This window comes from Butyricicoccus faecihominis (assembly GCF_024462775.1).
GTDB lineage: Bacteria > Bacillota > Clostridia > Oscillospirales > Butyricicoccaceae > Agathobaculum > Agathobaculum faecihominis_A.
Map to the genome: position 1 here is coordinate 20,304 of NZ_JANGCE010000005.1, position 20,615 is coordinate 40,918.

At 54.6% G+C, this 20,615-nt stretch carries 14 protein-coding genes; 2 read left to right on the forward strand and 12 right to left on the reverse strand.

What is annotated here, in order from left to right:
• Positions 1–89: 89 nt before the first annotated feature.
• Positions 90–7,979, reverse strand: coding sequence for an S-layer homology domain-containing protein (locus NE562_RS04430; protein ID WP_280961199.1), 7,890 nt, complete (start codon positions 7,977–7,979; stop codon positions 90–92).
• Between the two features lie 263 nt (positions 7,980–8,242).
• Positions 8,243–8,473, reverse strand: a complete 231-nt coding sequence (locus NE562_RS04435; protein WP_025483052.1) for a hypothetical protein — start codon at positions 8,471–8,473, stop codon at positions 8,243–8,245.
• A 295-nt stretch (positions 8,474–8,768) separates the two neighbouring features.
• Here NE562_RS04435 and NE562_RS04440 point away from each other — a divergent pair, with 295 nt between their 5' ends.
• Entirely contained in the window at positions 8,769–9,509 is a 741-nt protein-coding gene (locus tag NE562_RS04440; RefSeq protein ID WP_280961200.1) for a LytR/AlgR family response regulator transcription factor, read from the forward strand.
• Positions 9,510–9,532: 23 nt separating this feature from the next.
• The gene (locus NE562_RS04445; RefSeq protein WP_280961201.1) at positions 9,533–11,422 is read left to right on the forward strand and encodes a sensor histidine kinase; all 1,890 of its coding nucleotides are present in this window, start codon (positions 9,533–9,535) and stop codon (positions 11,420–11,422) included.
• A gap of 112 nt (positions 11,423–11,534) precedes the next feature.
• Here the strand turns inward: NE562_RS04445 and NE562_RS04450 are convergent, their stop codons facing one another.
• The 10 genes from NE562_RS04450 to NE562_RS04495 form a co-directional block, all read right to left on the reverse strand.
• A complete protein-coding gene (locus tag NE562_RS04450) occupies positions 11,535–12,161 on the reverse strand; it encodes a helix-turn-helix domain-containing protein (RefSeq protein ID WP_280961202.1) in 627 nt (208 codons plus the stop codon).
• Positions 12,162–12,187: 26 nt separating this feature from the next.
• Positions 12,188–13,180, reverse strand: a complete 993-nt coding sequence (locus tag NE562_RS04455) for a hypothetical protein (protein WP_280961203.1) — start codon at positions 13,178–13,180, stop codon at positions 12,188–12,190.
• Between the two features lie 19 nt (positions 13,181–13,199).
• Positions 13,200–14,027, reverse strand: a complete 828-nt coding sequence (locus NE562_RS04460; protein ID WP_280961204.1) for a C39 family peptidase — start codon at positions 14,025–14,027, stop codon at positions 13,200–13,202.
• Positions 14,027–15,859 (reverse strand): VirB4 family type IV secretion system protein, encoded by a 1,833-nt coding sequence (locus NE562_RS04465; protein WP_280961205.1) that lies wholly within the window; start codon positions 15,857–15,859, stop codon positions 14,027–14,029. Before NE562_RS04465 ends, NE562_RS04460 begins: the two co-directional genes overlap by 1 nt.
• Positions 15,852–16,547: a hypothetical protein gene (locus NE562_RS04470; RefSeq protein ID WP_280961206.1), complete on the reverse strand. Its 696-nt coding sequence runs from the start codon at positions 16,545–16,547 to the stop codon at positions 15,852–15,854. Before NE562_RS04470 ends, NE562_RS04465 begins: the two co-directional genes overlap by 8 nt.
• A gap of 3 nt (positions 16,548–16,550) precedes the next feature.
• The gene (locus tag NE562_RS04475) at positions 16,551–17,186 is read right to left on the reverse strand and encodes a hypothetical protein (protein WP_280961207.1); all 636 of its coding nucleotides are present in this window, start codon (positions 17,184–17,186) and stop codon (positions 16,551–16,553) included.
• A gap of 8 nt (positions 17,187–17,194) precedes the next feature.
• Complete coding sequence (locus NE562_RS04480; protein ID WP_280961208.1) at positions 17,195–18,877, reverse strand: hypothetical protein; 1,683 nt, start codon at positions 18,875–18,877, stop codon at positions 17,195–17,197.
• 64 nt (positions 18,878–18,941) lie between these two features.
• Positions 18,942–19,532: a DUF6550 family protein gene (locus tag NE562_RS04485; protein ID WP_280961209.1), complete on the reverse strand. Its 591-nt coding sequence runs from the start codon at positions 19,530–19,532 to the stop codon at positions 18,942–18,944.
• Between the two features lie 128 nt (positions 19,533–19,660).
• A complete protein-coding gene (locus NE562_RS04490; RefSeq protein ID WP_280961210.1) occupies positions 19,661–20,197 on the reverse strand; it encodes a hypothetical protein in 537 nt (178 codons plus the stop codon).
• Between the two features lie 10 nt (positions 20,198–20,207).
• The gene (locus NE562_RS04495) at positions 20,208–20,609 is read right to left on the reverse strand and encodes a DUF4320 family protein (RefSeq protein WP_280961211.1); all 402 of its coding nucleotides are present in this window, start codon (positions 20,607–20,609) and stop codon (positions 20,208–20,210) included.
• Positions 20,610–20,615 lie beyond the last annotated feature (6 nt).

The following is a 20,615-nucleotide window of genomic DNA, read 5'->3' on the forward strand; positions in this document are numbered from 1 at the left end:
CTCCGTAACGGCGCAGGCGGCGGCCTCCTTTCGGAAACCGCCGCCTGTGGTTTTTGTCGGCGTTTCCGCCTTTGCATTTTGGTTTGTTCTTACTGTGGTATCTTTAGCACGTCGCCGGGGTGGATGACCGAGTAGATGGTCTTGCCGTTGATTTCCGCCAGCGTATACATGCTCACGTTATGTTTTTTTGCAATAAGCCAGAAGTTGTCTCCGGCCTGTACCGTATAGGTGCCGTAGCCGGTTTTCTTTTTGGGGAAATCCAGCGTCACGCCGTAGGCATTGAAGCTGTAATTCTCGCCGCCTATGTTCTTGGTCTGGTTCTTGATTGGCTGGCCGCTTTCATAGTACATCCACTGGCCGTCATCGTTGCGCATCCAGCCCTGTGCGGAGGAGGCGTCAATCATCAGCTCCACGAAACGGCGAAGTGTCGCCGCCGCCTCGGCTCTGGTGGCTGTGCCCTGCGGATCAAACCGGTTTTCGTTCTTGCCCGCGAGGACGCCGGCCATCTGCATGGTTTTCACAGAGTCAGCCGCCCACGAGGAAATATTCGCGGCGTCCGCAAAGGTGTTTTGTGCGTGTGCCCTTGGAAGCTCAAATCCGATTGCCTTTGCATAATTTGCCATGATGACCGCCATCTGCTCACGGGTAACAGCATTGTCCGGCGCAAAGGTGGTGGCTGTTGTGCCTTTCACAATGCCGTTTTTCGCCGCCCATTCCACATAGCCCATGTAATAGGCGTCCGCTTTCACATCGGTGAAGCTGCTCTGCTTGTAGCCGCTTACGTCCGCTCCCGCCAGTCTGCCGAGGGCGGTAACAAACATCCCTCTTGTCATGGCGGTATCGGGGCTGAAGGTGGCGGCGCCTGTGCCGGAGAGCAGTCCGCGGTTTACCACAAACTCAATGTCGTCCTTTGCCCAGTGTCCCACAATGTCGGTAAAGTCAGCCGGCGCCTTATAGCCCACGCCGTAGGTGGAGAAGTGGTTGGTGGAGAAGCGCAGCACCTTGTTCTCGGCGTCATACACAGAGCCGGTCAGCCACTGCACAGTTCTGCTGCCATCCACATAAACGGCATAGACACCGCCCGCTTTTTCGCCTGCGCCGAGGGTGTAGGGAATTGCCACGCTGACGCTGCCGCCGCCAAAGCTCGTTACCTGTTTCCCGCCGCCGTAGTTTACCTTGAGGTCAAAGACCGGACGGGAGCCGATTGCTGCTTTTGCCGCCCCCGTAAGCCCTGCGCCGTTCAGTCTGGTGGCGGTGATGTTCACATCCGCGTTTGCCTGTGTGTTGATGGATTTTACCGCAGACAGATCAATGCCGATTTTAATGTCCGGGTTATTCACCATGATGATCGTGTTCACAATTTTATTGCTGATGATGGTCTCCTGTGTTGTCTTTGGCAGATTGACGGTAACGCTGTTTGCCGTCTTGCCGCCCGCGGCAGAGCCGCTTACATTCAGCACAAGGGTGACGCCGTTATCCAGATTGCCGTTTCTGCGCGCCTCGTCCTCCGCCTTTTTAATGGCGTCCTCTACAGTTTTCTGAGGAAGGTCTACGCTTATGTTGCCGTTTGCGTCCACCCTGCCGTCAACCTTGATTTCGCTCTCGGTGGGGGCGCTTGGCTTTGTTTCGGTGGGCGGAGTTACAGTGCCGCCGCCCGAACCGCCTGACGAGCCGCTGCTGCCGGAGCTGGAGCTGCCGGTATAGGTTCCGGTCTTGACTGCGCTGTTAAAGGCAGCAACCGCACCGTTCAGTGCGCTCACCGCGGCGGTAATATCCGCGGCCGTTGCGGAGGAGCTATTTACCACAGCCTGTGCCGCCGCAATCGCATTGTTCAGCGCCTCCATTTCGGCTGAGGTCACAAATTTTGTGCCGTTTGCAACAGAGGAAGGAGAACCATTGTTGACGGTAACGCCGTTCTTGGCGCTGTTTGCCGCGGCAATGGCGGCTGTCAGCGCGGACTTATCGGCAGACAGCTTAGTAATGACCTTGTTTACCGTAACGGTACCGCTTGCACTGCCGAGCGTCAGCTTGAGCGTGCCTGTGATGGAGCCATCTGCATTTGCGGTAGCCTCGGTCTTGCTGAATCCGTTTGTATCGTCCCATGCAACCGTAACGCCGTGGAGCGTCGCCGCGTTTGCCGCGCTTAAAATATTCTGCGCGGTGGTGGCGTTTGTAACCGTCAGATTTGCAAGCGCCGCCTCAATCGCGCTTTTCGCCATGGCAAGCTTTTGCGCGTCGGTAAGCGCGCCCGCCTGTACCGTTACCGCTGCCGTGCCGCTCTTGCCTGTGTCCACGGTGGAGGTAGCTTTTACCGTCAGCGTTGCCGCCGTTTCATCCGATGCCACGGTCAGCAGGCCGCCCACGCTGATGCTTGTGCCGGTTTTGCCGCCGGTAACTTCCCATGTCACGCTTGTGGCCGGGTTGTTTGTGCCGCTGACAGTGGCGGTAAACTGCTGAGTACCGCCCTTTTGCACCGTGGCAGGGTTTGGAGAAACGCTTACAGAGGTAACGGTGGGAGTGGTTGACGCCGCTTCGGGATGAACCCTGCCCACCGTGCCGCCGGTGTGGCTGTAATAGCTGCTCAAATTGGCGGAGGTCACGCCTATGCCGTCCTTAAAATACACCGAATAGCCCTCGGCTGCCGTGTTTTCCACCGTGCCGCCGGTGATTTCCAGCACAATGGCGGCAGGGTCGGGGATAAAAGGGAGGTAAATTGTGCCCCTGCCTGTTGTTGAATTCGCACTGGTAACGTTCGCAGTGCCGCTGATTTTTATTTTGCCGTTGCGGTGGGCGTTGCGGATGGCAATGCCCGTGCCGGCTGCCGACACTGTGCCGCCGCTTACCGTGACTGTGCCGCCGGAGTTGTTGGATATTGCATGACCACCATTGGTTACCTCCACCTTGCCGCCCGTTACCGTGACTGTGCTGGTGGAGGAGTTGTTGATGGCAATGCCGGTGGTTGACGACACCGTACCGCCGCTTACCGTAACTGTGCCGGCGTTGTAGATGGCATAGCCGAGGGCATCGGTGGCCGACACCGTGCCGCCCGTTACCGTAACTGCGCCGGTGGAGTCGTTCCAAATGGCATTGCCCGACAAGCCGGTTGCCTCTAACTTGCCGCCGGTGCCGCCGTCCTTTACCGTAAGTTCCGCGCCCGTGTTGTTTGTCAGCTTGATTGCGCTGCTGGTGCCGCTGTAGGTAATGGTTTGGCCGTTGAGGTCAAGGGTAAGGGTTTTGCCGTCAATTTCAACGCCGGTTGTGCTAAGGTCGATGCCGGCGGTGATTTTCAGCGTGTCGCCGTCCTGCGCCGCTGTGATGGCGGCGGCAAGGGTATCGTATTTCGTGGTAGTGCCATTTTTTGTAATCTCCACAGCGGCGGCCGCTTCGGGATGAACCCTGCCCACCGTGCCGCCGGTGTGGCTGTAATAGCTGCTCAAAGTGGCGGAGGTCACATCTGTGGGAGCAAAATACACCGCGTACTTATCGCCGGATGCGGCCGTGTTTTCCACCGTGCCGCCGGTGATCTCCAGTACCACCTTATCGGTGGCGGCGGTGTCGGGCACGGCTGCGATGAAAATTGTGCCTATGCCTATCTCTGTGTTTGTGTTTGCGCTTGTAACCGTTGCGTTGCCGCTTACCGTAACTGTGCCGCCGTCGGAGTTGACGATACCGATGGCAATGCCGCTGGCATCGGTTGCCGACACCGTGCCGCCGCTTATGTTGACTGTGCCGCCGCTGACGATGGCAACGCCGTCCTCTCCGGCTGCCGACACCGTTGCATCACCGCTTACCGTAACTGTGCCGGTGGACTCGTTCCAGATGGCATAGCCGGTGTCACCGGCTGCCGACACCGTGCCGCCGCTTACCGTGACTGTGCCGGTGGAGTTGTTCAAGATGGCAGTGCCGGTGGTTGCCGACACCGTGCCGCCGTTTACTGTAACTGTGCCGGTGGAGTTGTTCAAGATGGCTTGGCCCAATGAGTAGGTTGCCTTTAGCTCGCCGCCTGTTCCCGTTACCGTAAGCCCCGCGCTGTTTTCCAGTGTGATTGCGTTGCCGGTGCCGCTGTAGGTAATGGTTTGGCCGTTGAGGTCCAGGGTGAGGGACTTGCCGTCGATAGTCACGCCGTTTTCGCCAAGGTCGATGGTGGCGGTGATTTTCAGCTTGTCGCCGTCCTGCGCCGCCGTGATGGCGTCGGCCAGGGTGGTAAAGTCGCCGTTGGGTTCAACCTTGCTGTCGCCCCGCCACAGCTCCACGGCATACGTGGGGACGGAGGTGGATTTCAGCACGATTTGGCCGCTCTCATTTTTATTCAGCGCCCATGCGGTGTCATTGATAGAGAATTTGCCAAAATCAGTATCGGAAATCGTGTAGCTGCTGCCTGCGGCGACAATGGTTCCAGCCGCGGGTGTTCCCTCCATGCCCTCAATTTGAATGTTATTGGAGAGCGCGGAGGTAACAAGGGCCTTTTTGCCGGTGACGAGATAAATCCCATCCTCAACCTTGGCATTGCCTCCGATGGAGAAGTCCTCGCGGGCATAGAGGCCGGTGCCGCTGTATGTGTTATGGTTTCCGCCGATGGTGCCGCCTGTGACGGTACAAGAGCCGGCAGAGTGATAAATCGCACCGCCGCGCCCGGCGGTATTGTCGCTGATTGTCCCGCCGTCCATCATAAACATACCCATGTTATAAACGCCGCCGCCCCAGGAATCCGGTGATGATGGAATAGTTACTCCTCCGCCGTTTCTCGGCATATACGCCATAGGCGTGGGGATTTCAGGGAGAGAAAATGTATTCGTTTGAGCGCCCGGACGCAATTCTATTGAAATATCGCCATCCCAAGCACCCTGCGATACATTCTCCGGTGCCGCATTTCCTGTAACTTTACCACTACTATGCAGATAGAAAGCACCTTTGTCCGCGATATAAACGCCGGAACCGGCCTCTGCCGTGTTGCCGCTGATTTCACCGCCGTTCATGGTGAATGTGCCGCCCTGCTCGCTTGTACCAAAATAGGCAAAGGCAAAAACACCACCGCCAGTTATCGCTTCATTTCCATGAATCTTGCCGTCGTTCATTACAACGGAACCGCCACCGCAGACACGAACCGCGCCGCCATTTCCGCTGCTATTTTTATTGTTTTGCAGGATTGCCCCTGTGTCCAGGATAAGATTGCCTCCGTCAACTTCCAGCAATCCGTCTCCGTTAGCGTTGTCTTTATTGCCATCCAGAGTAATGTCAGTAAGGGTCAGTTGACCCTTTACATCAAAAAGCGGCTTGCTGTTGAATGTTTCGGCGCGGGTTAATGTGCCGCCAGTCAATTTTATATACTTATCCACAGGAATTATAAGTGTGGTGTCAACTTCTATTCCAGATTGCGGAATAGAAATTACAGTGGGATCATTGTCAGTACCATTCGCATTGTCAATTGATTGTTGCAGTCGTTCTAAGGATGAGATTTTTTTGCCTAATACAATTTTATCTGCCGTCTCGCCAGTACCCATCTGCAAGACGAAATCCTCGCTGTCCAGCGTAAACTTGGATAAATCAAGTGTCCCTGATACCCCGCTTGCCAGCTCTACGACAACGGCTCCTTCCGTTTTTATATATGTACTGCCAAGAGCCAATTTATAGTTTGTGGTTGGAACCCCAGTGAATATTATTTTTGAACTATCCAAGGAAATCAAGCCACTGACTGTTAGATTTGGAGAAATTTTTACTGTGACCTGTGATGCTGAAACAGCGATGGAGCAATCCACCTCACCGTTAATGTTATTCTGGATCGTTCCACCTTTGAAATCAATACTGCTGGTTCCCCCAACGCTGACAGCGCCATTGGAAGTCAACAACGTATTGTTTTGGATTGTACCTCCATTCATAGTTGCATTACTGCTGGATAACATCAAAATAGCTGGGCCACGGTTGTTTTGCAGAACCGTCCCTGTATTGATGACCAGATTCCCATAACTCGCCTCAATGATCGGACCATTCTCGGTGCCAGCATTTGAAGATCCGCCGTCTATAACAATATTATTTAGGGTCAAGGTTGCATTGTTACTTACGCTTATCATTTTTGACGTATTTCCAGGCGCACGCATAACTGTTACATTGGGCTTATCCAATAAGGACCAAGTCTCTGACGCAGATGAAACAAAGTAAGTTGACTGAATATAAATTGTACCGTTATCAGCAACTGCACTTTTTGCCCGCTCAAAAGAACGGAATGGAGATGCGGAAGTCCCCAAGCCAGTATCAGAACCCGTCCTACTCAAATATACCGACGGTATATTGGTCGTTGGGATAACTTGAATTTTTTGACCGTTAATGAAAAGGGTACTCCATTTCAACATGCTGGCAGAGACAGGAGTTCCGTCTGTTGAGTAGACGCCTACAGCTTTGAAAGCAGTTGATACTGGAACTCCGGTAGGAAATGTGATTCGTCCAAAAACCCCTTTTTTAATGGATGTAGAATAGGTTCGGTTATTATCGTTTACATAGATTATATTTCCGTAATTACCTCCATCAACGATAAATGATGTATTTGTAATTTGCACACGCTCTTCCGACAAATCGCCGGTCTGGTTTTCACTGGAATCTTTTATCGTGAAGCCCTGTGCATCATTGACAGTCACAATGCTTATATTCGCTACGGCTGAGAGCTTATAGCCGTTCAGATCCAGAGTGAGATTACCTCCAGTAATTTGGATATTAGAAGAAGTCCTTGGAATCTCAATATTTTTAAGTATTGTAACCGTATCACCATCAACAGAGGCATTGTCTGATCCGCCCAATGCCGTTTGAAGCTCCGTAGCGGTTTGAATTTGTGAACCGCCCGGTGCTGATCCGGTTTCCGCCTCTGGCGCCCTCTCGGCCATCATCTCCGCAAAGTTCACCAAATCAAGTAGCTTACCTGTATGTTCCTCATCAATCAGCTTCTTATCACCATCGGAAAGCGTATCATAGGCCGCCTTGGTCGCCTTAATATCTTCGATTGTTTTCTGCATTTTCTCCAGCCACGCTGCAAATTCCGGTTCAGAATCGCCCGGCATATTCTCATAGATGCTGTCCATGGTGGGTAGCGCGTCAATCATCATAATGACTGCATTCACTGCCGCCTCGTCAGATGGTGGAGTAACAGCATTTTTTCCTGCCGCACACAAGCCGTAGTCTTCGTTGCAAACAGAGCAGTCCGTATTCGCCTGCTCTGCGGTACATAAAACCAAGCAATTACAAACTACCGCTTTTTCTACATAAAATGGGCAGTCCTTATTTGTATGCTCCCCATCTTTCTCAACTGTCGGATCACAAAGGCACTGCTCTGCCTTCCGCTCTTTACCCAAGCACTTCGATAAGTCCGCGCCCTCCGCCGAGCAGACAGGACAGTCAGGGTTAATGACACCCTCTGTACAGAGGGTGTCACAGATACATGTATCTGTGACAATAGCATCCTTGTCGGGCGGTGTTTCCACAGGCGGATTTTCAACCGTCGGATCGCACAGCTCGCAGGAATGGGTGCAGTCCGCGCCCTCCATTGCTTCCGCATAGCCGCAGCCATCCTCGTGGCCGCACACATAGTCCGCATCGCTTGGTGTGGCGTTCCCGCTCACGCCGCTGTCTAAAACAGGGGCGCAGGAATAGGTACCGTCCTCGTTTAAGTGAGAACAGGGAGCGCCCTCCACGGCTTCGATATAGCCGCATTCTTTATCGTGAACGTGACCGCACACGCTGCCGCTTGCTCCCGGCAGTGTGGTTGTTTCTGCGGCAAAGGCCGTCATGGGCAGCAGGTTCGCCACCATGCAAAGGGACAGCGCACAGGCTGCCAGCCGCCGCGCTTGCTTGCCCCGCAGCGTTTTCCATAACAGCTCCGCTTTTTCCAATACCGCTGCCGCGGCATACAAGAAGCAGATGCAAAGCAGGGCAAGGGGCAAATTCGCCTTGCGCTTTTTGCCGAAGCTTACTAATTTTCGTGTCAGCTTATCCATAAAATTTTATTCCTCCTCTTGATCCTTTTTCTGTTTTCCCGATTATAACTTATAGCTTCCTCCGCCTTGTGGCAGGCGGCGCCTTTGGGGCGGATATATCTCTTATTCCGGCGGAACACCGGAAAACCCAAGCGGTTCCAAGCTCAATTTTCAGACACCTCCGTTTCGTAAAAGGCAGACAACCTTGCTTCGGTTTGACAAAATGCGCAGGTTCGCGCTAAAATAAAGTATTATTTTATACAAGCATACAAAGGTACACTTGCTCAGTCGATTTGCTTTTTCGGCCAGCAGCAGATGCCAACGTCCAATGACGTCCGCTCCTTCAAGTGGAAATCGGCGTATTTGCAATACCAGCACGCCCGTTCCTCCGGAAGCGCGGCCGCACGGGGCGTGAACACCGGGCAGCATTGGCGCGGCCAGACGCTCCCGCCCACCCGCGGCTCCTTCAGAGGACTGTCCTCGGCAAAGCAGTGGCTTCTCATGTCTTTACGCATTGTCAAATCCCTCCTGTTCGCACAAGGCAACACCACACGCTGAATTTGTGGGGATTACCTCAATCAAATGGTTTTGTTTCCGGGGATATCCCCGGAAACAGTTGAGGGGCGCGCCCCTCAACTGTATGCTTATTGTTTTCCTGTTGGGCGGATTCGGCTTGACAGGAGCCTGTCCGTTTGTTACTTTTACTTTAGCAAAAAAAACGATATTTTTGGGGCGTTGTTCGAAAATTGCACTTGAATGTACGAAAATTGACTGTTTGCCCCTTGAAATTTAGGAAAGGAGGTGCGGCCCATGCTGCAGCTCGCTGTCTGCGACGATCAAATACAGGAATTAAATGAGGTGACGGCTCTGCTCGCTGAGTATGTCCGCCTCCATCCCGAAATCCCCGCCCAGCTGCGGCCGTTTTCCTCCGGCAGCGAGCTGTTGGAATGTATCCGTTCACAGGGCGGCTTTCCCATTTATCTGCTGGATGTGATGATGCCGGAGCCGGACGGCCTTGCCCTCGGCGCGGCCATCCGGGAGGACGACCCCGACGCGGTGATCGTCTATCTTACCAGCTCCCCGGACTATGCGGTGGAGTCCTTCGGCGTGCAGGCGTCCGGCTACCTGCTGAAGCCCGTGAAACGCGCGGCGCTGTTTGCCCAGCTGGATCGGGTGCTGAATAAGCTGTCCCGCGAGCAGGGCGAGGTACTGACGGTGAAAACAAGGGATCGCGTTTCGCTGATCCGCCTCTCCGACATCCGCTATGTGGAGGGAACGAACCACACCGCCGTTTTCTATCTTTGCGGAGAGCGGACTGTCACCGCCGCAAAGCGCGGCTCCTTTGAGGAGATGGCGGCGCCGCTGTTGGAGGATGAACGCTTCCTGCGGGTCGGTATGTCGTTTTTAGTGAATATGCTCTATGTGGACAGTATGGAACAGGGCTGCTTTTTGATGCGGGAGGGCGGCAAAATCCTGATCCCCCGCTTAAAGCGCGGCGAGGTGCGGGAGCGGTTTTTGGAGTTCACTTTGAAAAGGGGGCTGAATTTATGACGGCGGCGGGAAGGAAAGCAGCTATGGAAACGAGTAAAAACCGCCGTATCCCGGCGTGGGCGCTGGCGCTTTGCTATCTGGCCTTGGCGGTGGCCGCGCTGGCGCTGTTCCATTCCTACACCGTGACGGACGCGGAAAAGATATTCCTTACCCCGATGTTTGAGGATAGCAAGGGCTGGGACATCTACCGGCTGGACGAGGCGGGCGGGCGCGTGGCGCTCACCCCCAAAGAGTCGGCGGAGATCACCGGCACGGTGTATCTATCACGGGTGCTGGACCCGGCCTATGAGGAAAACGGCTATACCACGCTGGAACTGGACGGGCCGGTCAGCGTGTTTTTAGATGGAAACCTGCTCTACACCACGGCCCCCGGCTCCGGGGAAGATGTGGAAAGCGTGGAGCTGCCCACGGGTTATGAGGTCCCCGCCGCCGGGGAGATTCCCCGGCTCACCCTGCCCCCCGGCTACGGCGGCAAAACGCTGACGCTGGTCTTTGCACAGGACGCGGCGGACGAGAGCACACCCACGGTGTCTCTCTCCAATCGGGCGGCGGAGGACGCCCTCACCGCCACCACGGCAAACCGGCTGGGTATGCCCGCCGCCGCTTACATGACCGCCGCCTTTCTGCTGCTGGGCCTGTTTCTCTACGGCGGGGTTCAGGGCAAATGGGACTGGCCTATGCTCCTGCTGACGCTGGCGGCGGCATTGCAGGCGTTCTATCAGCTTCGGGAATACGATATACAGCTCGTGTACCGCTCCGCGCTGGACATTCCTGCGGCGGCGCTGATCCCGCCCCTCTTTACGGCGCTGCCCCTTTGCTATCTGCTGTGCCGGATGGAGCGGGGCCACGGGAGGCGCAGGGCGGCCCTCATTTTAATTCCCGCCGCCGTCTCCCTGCTGCCGCCGCTGCTCTATTTATTTGGCCTATCCATACCGGGCAGCCCCTGCACCGAGGCGCTCTACCTCTCCATTGCCGCCACGCTGGTGTACGCCGTGCTGGAGGCGCACAGCGGCAACCGGGGATTCCGGGTCTTTCTGGCGGGGCTGGGGGCGCTCATCGCCGCGCTGGCCGTGGCCTGCCTGTTTTCCGGCAGCCTTGCCGCCTATGTGGGCGCGGTGCTGGAACAGGTGGTTCGCGGCCTGCCCTCGCTGCCCCTCTACTGGTGCGGCGCTGCACTGTTCGTGCTGTGCGCCTGCATGAGCGTGGGCGACGCCACCCGGCATATGGCGGAAAGCCGGAACAGGGCGGATATGCTCATCATGCAGGTGTCCGCCCTGCGCCGTCAACAGGACGTGGTGGCGCGCAGTGAGGAAAAGATTCGGCTTTACCGCCACGATATGCGCTTCACCCTGCACGCGCTGACCGCCATGCTGGAACGGGGCGACATTGCCGGCGCCTTAGAGCATTTGGGAAAATCGGACGCAAGGCTCGCCGATACCGCCCTGACGCATTACTGCAAAAGCCCCGTGCTCGACGCGCTGCTGGCCTATTATGAGGAGCAGGCGCGGGACAGGAACATAGAGGTGCAAATCCGCATGACCTTGGCCCCGGAGCTGCCGGTGGACGAGACGGAGCTTTCCACCGTGTTTGCAAACGCACTGGAAAACGCCATCCACGCCTGTGAAAAGCTGCCGGAGGGCACGCCCCGGCGAATTGAAGTCACAGCGGTGTCCGCTCCCCATTTCTGCGTTGAAATCTCCAACACCTGCGACGGAAAGGCGGCATTTGACGGCGAGGGCTTTCCCATCACCCACGCACCGGGCCACGGCATCGGCACCCGCAGCATCGCCGCCTTTTTTGCAAAGCACAAGGCGGTCTATCAGTACAGCGTGACGGAGGACGGTATGTTCCGGCTGCGGTTTCTGATTAACCGGCCACGCCCGCAGGATGAAACACACTCTGGCGCAGTTTGATTTGTCCCATGGGAAGTAGTATTCCCCGTGCTTCCAATTTGGCATGGAACTGTCCGTTTTATGAATACACATTTATTACTTTACGCTTTTCTAAACCGTTAGACTGAGTAGTTCAAGGAGGGTGCAAACTGAACCCCACCCCCGTCCAGTAAGTAAAAAGAGAAGCACAGGGCAATTTCCGTCCTGTGCTTTTTCCTATAAACTGCACCTCCCACACATGGTGGACGTACCGCTCAAACAGCAAGTGAACGGGGGTGCTGTTATTGAGTACAGACAAATGTTCTTGACTGTTTTGTTGTTCCGTATCAACGGTTTTCTCCGTAATTACTTCCAACTCTGTTTCTTGGGCTTCTATATCCGCAAAGGTAATGTGCCGCACCCCGCAGGGCCGCTTTGCCGCTTTCTGTACGTCTGCAACATGATTCTTCATATCCGGGGCGGATGTCAGCTCCGGCGCGTCCTCCGGCTGCACAAGGGTATAGAGATTCGAGGTCTGCCCCCGGTTCTTCTCACGAAACCGGGCTTCTTTTTTGATGAAACCGGCATCCACCAGTTCATGCAGGGAACGCTTCACCGTGGAAACGGAAATGTGGAGCTGCTCCGCCATGGTAGGGATGGCCGGGAAACAGGTCAAGTCCTTATTAGAACGGTCAATCAGGTAAATCAGAATGGAAAGCGCACGGCTCTTTAATCCACTCTGATAGGCTTTCTGCTTTAACTCGGCTTGTTTTGTCATCATCAAAAATTCCTCCTAACGCTGGGGCGTCATGCCCCGGCAATATATTTCGTTATCATCATTTTGAATTGCTTTGCATTGGCCGTTCCGTCTGTCGGCTCCGGCTGATAATCCAGAAACAGCACCTTATGGTAATCATCCTGCAATGCTTCCGCTACATCCGCTCTGGAGTCCTCCAACACAAACGGACACAGGAGATAGGCATGATTGCCGTCCTGTGTCCGTTTCAGCTTGGCCGTATGTGGAAGTTCCCATGCTTTTGTTCCACAGAGCAGAACCAGCAAATCCGTGTCCTGCGGCGGCGCTTCTTCACTGCCCATATCCCGTACAATAAAGTTGACCGGCGTTTCCGGTTCCTGCCTGCGGTACTGCACTCCCTCAAAACGCCAGCCGTCCCCGTCCTGCTCCATGCCATAGCTTCGGGCAAGAATCGGGAGAATCCTGCTTTCGTTATCCTCCACATAGCAGACCGTTGCGCCTACGCTCTGAAGCCAGTGGCACAGGCTGATGGCGGCTGTGGTAACGCCGATCCTCGGCTGGGAGCCAACTACTGTGATACGGATATTCTGGCAGTCAAAGCGGTATTTTACACCGCCCGCCGGAGCGGGGCGCTCCTTGGGATTATAGCGGGTCATGCCGGTTTCACTCAAGCACTCGGTAATCTCCTGCTGAATAGCGGCAATCTCGGTATCGCAGACGATATTGCCCACGCCACTGTCAAGGAGCGCCTGAAAGAGCGGATCGACAGGGGTAAGCCCCTCGCAAATCACCGTCACTCTGGCATGGTACATGGTCAAAAATTCTTCAATGGCTTCGGCAAATTCGGTATCGTCATCCCCAAATGCCAGACGGTCAAGCACCACATCCGTGAAGTGGCTGAAATTGCGCATATCATGTACCACAAACTGTTTCAGCATATAGCTGCCTACCAGCTTTTTAATGGGCATATCGCTGTCCGGGTCATACCGCCCGGTGAAATCCAGCAGATTGGTGTGCTGGGTAGATGATAGATATAAAATCACAGTGTTCCCTCCGTTTCCGTTATTTCCCTATCGCCCAATAAGGGCCTCCGGCTGCTCCGGCCTTGTTGGACTCATTCATAATGATGGACAAATCCCATTCCTGTTCACTGCGGCGGTAGCTGGCCGGGTCTGCCACAAGGATTTTCCCGCTGCTCGTCACGCCGCGCAGGACAATGAAATGCCCGCCGTTTGTAAAATGCCCCTTGCTCATGATGACCACCACCAACTTGCCGGAGGAAAGGGCGTCCACAATGCCCTGTGCGTCCAGATTCTTCTCACAGGTCAACCCATAAGCGGCAGCGGCGGCCGGAATCAGGCTGTGATAAGAGCCGTTCCCCTCACAGCGGTGACCGTTTTCCACAGACCAGTTACAAAGTTCTATGGGGTCGTGTGCTTCTCCGGTCAGCGTGGATATGGCAATGGACATGGAGGTGGGGCCGCACCCGGCTTCCCCGATGGTGCTGGATGTGCCGTACATGACATCTGCCCAGCGTTCATCAAGCTGGTTGTAATAGGTCACTTCCATGCCGCCGTCCGTGAACACCACACCCTCATAGGACTGTCCGCTGCCGTCAATATAGTCCTGTTCAAAAATGCCGAGGTTCTGATTATAGCCATAGCCCTGCTGGAACGATTCAATGGCCGTCAGCTCGTTCCCGCCAAACGCCCACTCCGCAAACATGGAAAGTGGGCTTGTGAGCAGATATACAATGAAAGCAATCAGCAATAGCAGGGAAATGACCGGTGCTAAAATGATGATGAGCAGGCGTTTTCGCGCCTGCTCATCGGTGGCGGCCTGTACCGCCAGATCCGCTAAGATTTTTGCGGTAATCGGGTCTACTGCCATCAGCGGCCACCCGCTTTCCCCATGTAAAACATCTTGTAATCCGGAATCTCAAAGTTGATATGGAGCCGCTTGGCGCCCACCATGAACAGGGCGTGACCACGTTTCCTCGCCAGCAAAAGTTCCTGTTCCGCTTCGGTCAGATCGTAGAGCTTCGCCGTTTCTTTCAGGTTCGGACCGTCCGTACCCATCAGCAGCTTATAGCAGGGAATGTCAAGAAGCGCCTGTCCATACTGCTTGATGCTCTCGGATAAAAAGTCGATGACGCTGTGGCTGATAATTCCCAGTGCCCCCTCGTATTTTCTTGCCCGTTTCATCACGTTGCGGAGATACACAAGGGACTGCGGCACTTTCTGGTCAATCATCAGATACGCCTCGTCACAGATCAGCAGCACCCGTTCCTCCCGGTTCCGGCTCATCTGCTCCCAGCAGTAGGTCAGCAGATTGAAATACTGCGTCCGCTTAATGCTGTCGCTGGTTTCCTGCAAGGCGTTGGTATCAAGGCAGATAAAGGGGCTGTCCGTGGCAATAGTGCTGTGCCCGTTCCATATAAAGCTGTCGGAACCCTCGGCAATATCGTAGAGAAGCAGGGAAAGGTCGGCATATGCCTGCCGGTCTTTTTCCGTATCCGCCTTTTCCTTTACCAGCTTGTAGAGGTCGGAGAAAACCGGAAAATCCATGGGTTTCAATACTGCCACGTCTGTATCCCATGTGATATGAAACTGCTGGTACAGCTCCACCAGACACTTCTTCAGCACGGCTTTCTGCATATCGGTCAGGGAGGGAATATACAGACTGAAAAAGATTTCAAGGTTCTTCATGTGCAGGGCAAGGTCATTCATGCCATATCCTTCATCACGATAGAGCCGGTCGGCATCCTTTTCACCCTCATCGTCACGGGGTGACGGGCGCACCTGAAGGGGGTTGAACCGGCCGCCAGCGCCGCCCACGGCGTTAATCCAGTCGCCGCCGAGGTTGTAACAGAGGTCTTTATATTCTGACTCTGGATCGACTACAAGGATTTTCGTGCCTTTCATATACTCGGACATGATGATGTGCTTGATTGCCGTAGACTTGCCCACGCCGGAATTGCCCATAACGACAAAATTACTGTTGGTGCGGTCGCCGCCGCGCTTCCACACATCCACAATCACAAGCCCGCCGCTGGAGTCCTGTGCAAAGTAGTAGCCAGCCCCGTCATTGAAGCCGCTGGACGCAAAAGGAAAGCCGCCCACAAAGGTGGACATCGGCACAATTTTCTGCAAAATGCTTTCCATCTTCCCACTGTTCGGAAACGAGGGGGATAGGTGGCGGAAGCACTCCTGCTGTAAATTGGGGATCACCCGCATTTTGCATTTCATCACGCTGACCACGCTCTCCGCACGGCGGCACACCTTTTTGAATGTTTTATCGTCCTTGGCGATGGGGCATACCTGAACGCTCATCAGCCCCACGGTTTCGCCCTCCCGGTCGATCTGCATAATGATTTTTTCGCCGTCCTCGGCGGCTTTTTCCGCTCTTTGACGGGAAAGCGGGTCTTTGGCGCCCTCGGCAAACCCCCGCTGCTGAACTACGCTGCGGGAGATAGCGGAAATCAGGGTGGCGTTGTCCACCGGCTTGAAGCCAATAGACACAATCGTGGCGGGGATATTGGTGATTTTGGAAAGCCACTCCACCTCTACCTTTTGCGGGTAGCGGATCAGGCCGTAAACCTTTCCGAGATTTTCCCCGATGGAAAGACTGTTCTTCTGAAATTCCAGCCCCACGGGGGTGATGACATTCAGCAGGGCGCTGTTCTGTACGTCCTGCTCCTGTACTGCCTGTTGTTTACGCATAAATATCCTCCTTCAGCGTCGGCACGCTGGCACTGTACTCGGTGTCCTCCAAATGGGTATAGGACGGGTTGTTAATCAGGTTCAGCAGACGGACAATTTCCTTTTCCGTCAGCACATCGCAGCCGATCCCGTTGCCGGTGAATTTCTCCGCCAGCAGAGCCGCACGTTTGAACAGGTCTTTTTCCGCCCCGTCCTCCTGTTTCTCCCAAATGGAGATATAAAACTGCCGCTCCACGATTTCGCCGGAGAGCGCATAGCCGCTCATCTGCAAAATTTCCTGCCGGAGCAGTTCCTTTTGTTTGTCGCCTGCTTCCTTTAACATGGACTGCATATCCGCAATCAGGGGGGAAATGTCCACAGGACGGCTCACCGCCATAAACTTGAACGGATACTGAATGTCGGACAGCTCGGCGGTGAGCTGCCGGATCAGGCTGTGCTTTTCGGATTTGCTATACAGGTCAATGCTGATTGAGTGAACCCGCAGGAACGTCAATACCAGCCCGTCCTTGGTGTAGAGGTACTTATCCTTTACATCCCGGACGTTGATAAATTCCTGTGCCGTGCGGATGGCGGCGCTTTCCTCGCCGCTCTGGTGTTTGGGTTTCTGGTGCTTCAGCACCAAAAGAAAAATACCGCCACCCACAAGGGTGACGGTAAGCATGATAATTGGGAATAAAAGTCCCTCCATAGGTTATTGTTCCTCCATTTCTTCGTTTTCCGGCTCTGCCTGACAGCCCGCCAGCTCCCGGTATCTTTGCCGCTGTTCCTCTGCTTCCGGGGAATCCAGATATTCCTCCATCCGCATGGAGCCACGGGCGCTTTCCAGCATCTCAGCAAGGCCGGTGCTGCGGTCGTAGATGGCAAGCAGCCTGTAAAAATCAGTAATCCCACGTTCCCGCCCATGCTCCAGCAGCCTTTCCACGTTGGCAAGCCCGTCCGTCAGGGAAATCGACAAACTGCCCATGGTGCGATACCACGGGCAGTTTGGGTTATAGGAAAGGTTGCAGTTGTCGTGATCGAGGTCGAGGGTGATGTGCATTTCATATCCGCTGTGGTGGTTGTAGCTTTCCTGAAGGGCGCGGCGTTGTTCCGGCTTCACAGGAGCGCAAAACATATCCTCATCTGGCAGGCGCGGATTGTGATACTGCCCGTCATCGCCTAAGTGGGTGAAAATGTGGGCGATTGTCAGCGGCTCTGCAAGCCTTGCCTGTATTTGCTTTGCCTGTGCCAGCCGCAGCAGCGGCGACAGCGCGTTTGCCCCGTTGTGAGAGGTAAAAACAGCACTCTCGCCATTCTCAAGGATTTGATAAATTGCCCGGTTTCCCATGGCTCACCTCACCTTGCAGGGCCGATGTGCCAATCATCAAAAACGGAATCTTTAATGGTCATATCATCGGTCAGGTTGATTTGCAGCATACCGGCCGGCGTCCATGCGTCGATGCATTCCGCATAGGTGGTGTAACGCCCATCAGGGAACCACACCGGTGAAAAATGTGATGGACGGCCATAGGTGCTGTACTTGTTTTTCTGAAGTTCAAAGCTACTGGACAGGTCGGTATTCAGGCGTTTTAAGAGCCGCCAATAAGTCGCATAGTTAAATTCAGGGAAGTAGGCAACCACGTTCTGAAGTCCCGTGATCTGACTGCTGGGTGCGTTGGAGCGCACCTGTGCCGATACGCTGGCATTCAGCCCATAGCCGCTTTTCATCTGCCTGCCGGTCGCCGTGGGCGATTTCTCATCCGGCTTGGTTTTGAACGTGGCGATCAGGCTGGCGGAATACGGTATCCACGCATATTCCCACCACCCATGGTCACAGTAATACCCCCCGCCATCGCCGTCCGAGTGCCATACCCAATACTCATGCCACCAGCAGTCCCACTCGCCCCATGACAGGCTGGTCACATTCGGTTTGGACGGTTTTGCCGGAATGGAATAGCCGTCATTGCGGTCATTGGCCTGCGGATCGGGCGGCGGGTTCTTGTCAAGGTCAACAATCTGCGCCGTGATATGATTGGTGCTGGTGGAACAGTTGCTTCGGATAGTGATAGTAATGACACCCGGTTCCTTGGGCGTCCGCCATTTCACCCATGCAAGCTGACTTCCGCCCTCCGGGATATAAATATCCGTGTGGGAATATGTCCTGCCATTGATGGAGAATGTCGCATAAGCCGGGTTGTCCGGCGTTTTCTGTGAGCCGGTGGACAGCAGCACGGAAGTAACAACCTCTGTGTCACAGCGATAAGTCACATCGCTTTCTTTGGGCGGTTCCGGGTCATGTTCAGAAAAGCGGACAATGCCTAATCCCAGTTGGGCAATAATGGTATCGTCATTCTGTTTATCCGTGGTGGAGCCGCCCCACGCTGGGAATCCCAAATCAGGTGTTTCAAGGAACATGGCAAGAGGGAGGTTCTTGTGTGTCAGTGATACCATTTTACTTCTGAGACCGCCCGCCACCTGTTTATTATAAAGCGCCGCTTCCGTGGCGGTCATGGCGAACATCACACCACTGTATTTGAAATAGGCGATTGGCTCCAAAAGAATTTTGTAGCTGCCGCTGACTAAATCCTCATAGTTAAATCCTGTTGCCGCCGCAATATCCCGCATGGTTCCCTCTCGGCAAAAGTAGCTGCGGATTGCTTCAATGTTCGCATTTCCACTGCCTGAACTAATAATGCGGGGCATTGGATTGGACGGTTTTCTTGAGACATATCCACCTTTCTTTGGAGCAATTCCTGCTCCATTTCGGTAGGTAATCTTATTGATATACTGAAAATGAACTACTATATCCCCATTTCCCTGATTAGAGAAATCAATAGGGGCAGAGACCGGGGTATTGTCACTATCTCTGATAATCGTTACACGCACCCCGTCACGCCCCGGCGTCCACGAGTTCTGACTGGTTCCCTGTCCCATGCCGCCGCCACCGCCATCTATATTCGGGTTTCCGTCCGCAAGAGCCGGTACGGACAAAGAAAAAAGCATTGCCAGACACAGCAATACTGAAAGGATTTTTTTCAATTTGCACCTCCAAAAAGAGGGTACAGCCACAATGACTGTACCCTCATAAAGTTCTTATTCGCTTTCACATTTCACCAACAGGCTTGCCTGTCCCCGCATTGGGAGCAATAATCGTTTGATTTTCCTCCCCACTGTCCTCAACCCAGCCAAATCCCGGCACGTATACCGCGCCATCGGAACGGGTTTCCCCACCTTGCGGCTGCCCCGGCTCCGGCTGGGGCGTATGCTCCGGCTGGCACTGGCCGCCTGCGTCCGGGTTCTCCACCGGCGCACTGCTTGCTGCCTCGTCCTTGGGCGGCTCTGCCGGGGGTGTGGCTTCTTCCTGCGTTTTCGGCTTGCCCTCGGACGGCTTCTGCTGGACCTCCCCGGTTACAGTTCCCGCTTGGACGCTGCTTTCCGGCTCCGGCTCTGAGGTAGTTTCCGGTGCAGGCGTTGTTTCTGGTGCTGTGGTACTCGGCTCCGTGGTGCTTTCCGGTTTGATTTGCGGTGCAATCACGGTCGGCTCCGTTTCCGGCTGGCTCTCGGTCTGTGCCACGGGCGGCTGGGTATTCCCCAGCGTTCCCATGTACCAGAACAGACCACCGGCAAGGCAGACTGCAACAGCGGAAAGGGTGATAATGGTAATACGTTTCTTTTTGTTATAATCATTTTTCATAGTGGACCTCACTTTCATTGTTGGATGAACAGCTCAGCCCTATTTACCCAAATGCTATCTTTACCCGACTCCATTATAAGGGGAATCTGCCTGCGCGTCCAGACATTTCCCAAAATCTTAGAATCTTCTTAGAATTTAGGCATATAGGCCGCCCGTGTTCGGATTTCCATTTGAAGCGGCGGCACCATGCTCCACCCAAATGACAGGGGGATTTCAATGGTGATCCGTGCGTCCGCTTCAAAGTTTTGACTGGTGTTTCCCGGTGTCAGGGGCGTGTTGAGAATTTCCACCTCCAGCCCGGACAGCCGGTATTCATATCCCTCTGGCTGCCATTTCGTCAGCGTGTCGCCGCCCATATCCGCACCCAGCAGCGTACCCATACGGGCAAGCACGTCATCATAGTCGAGGTTTTCCCGCCAGCTATCGCCGGACAGCACATAGCCGCCGGAATATCCCTCGCGCAAGCCGTTATAGGTTTCGTCATAGTTGGTGGTTGCCACGGTAATGACCGACTGCTGGAGTCCGTCACGGACGCCCTGCACAATAACCGCCAGACGGAAAAACTCCGCCATGGCACACATCAGGAGCAGCAGTCCCAAAATAAGGGCAACCGTCAGGACGGTGGCTTCGCCTCTTTTCTCCCGCAGGATTTTTCTAATTTTCATAGGCTCCACCTCACTTATAATAGACTTCGGATTTTCCTGTTGCCTTGGCGGTAATTTCAATAGGGAATGAGCCAAAGACGAAAAAGCCGATGTCCACGGTTTCAGTCAGCGTCACTTCAATGTCGCCGTTTAACTGCACCTTTTTCCCACTGTAATAATCACAGTCCCAGCGGATAGAGGGATCAAGTCCAGTTTCGGTTTTCAAGTCACTGATACGGCTGCCCACATTCGTGCCACCTACGATTTCCGCCTGACGGACAATCTCGGTGGCGAATATATCAAGCTGCTGTTTTGCGGTAAATACCGGCAGGAAGCTGACTGCCAGCGCAACCACCAGCATTAGGCATAAAAGCCCGATTGCCACATCAATGTAGCCCTCGCCGCGCTTGGATTTCAGTAGTTTTTTGAGCATAGACCT

Bases quoted from the DNA above. Each gene is read 5' to 3' on its own strand.
- NE562_RS04490 (WP_280961210.1), bottom strand. From the start codon at position 20,197: ATGAAAATTAGAAAAATCCTGCGGGAGAAAAGAGGCGAAGCCACCGTC.
- NE562_RS04475 (WP_280961207.1), bottom strand. From the start codon at position 17,186: ATGGGAAACCGGGCAATTTATCAAATCCTTGAGAATGGCGAGAGTGCT.
- NE562_RS04435 (WP_025483052.1), bottom strand. From the start codon at position 8,473: ATGCGTAAAGACATGAGAAGCCACTGCTTTGCCGAGGACAGTCCTCTG.
- NE562_RS04450 (WP_280961202.1), bottom strand. From the start codon at position 12,161: ATGATGACAAAACAAGCCGAGTTAAAGCAGAAAGCCTATCAGAGTGGA.
- NE562_RS04470 (WP_280961206.1), bottom strand. From the start codon at position 16,547: ATGGAGGGACTTTTATTCCCAATTATCATGCTTACCGTCACCCTTGTG.
- NE562_RS04485 (WP_280961209.1), bottom strand. From the start codon at position 19,532: ATGAAAAATGATTATAACAAAAAGAAACGTATTACCATTATCACCCTT.
- NE562_RS04465 (WP_280961205.1), bottom strand. From the start codon at position 15,859: ATGCGTAAACAACAGGCAGTACAGGAGCAGGACGTACAGAACAGCGCC.
- NE562_RS04440 (WP_280961200.1), top strand. From the start codon at position 8,769: ATGCTGCAGCTCGCTGTCTGCGACGATCAAATACAGGAATTAAATGAG.
- NE562_RS04430 (WP_280961199.1), bottom strand. From the start codon at position 7,979: ATGGATAAGCTGACACGAAAATTAGTAAGCTTCGGCAAAAAGCGCAAG.
- NE562_RS04445 (WP_280961201.1), top strand. From the start codon at position 9,533: ATGGAAACGAGTAAAAACCGCCGTATCCCGGCGTGGGCGCTGGCGCTT.
- NE562_RS04495 (WP_280961211.1), bottom strand. From the start codon at position 20,609: ATGCTCAAAAAACTACTGAAATCCAAGCGCGGCGAGGGCTACATTGAT.
- NE562_RS04460 (WP_280961204.1), bottom strand. From the start codon at position 14,027: ATGGCAGTAGACCCGATTACCGCAAAAATCTTAGCGGATCTGGCGGTA.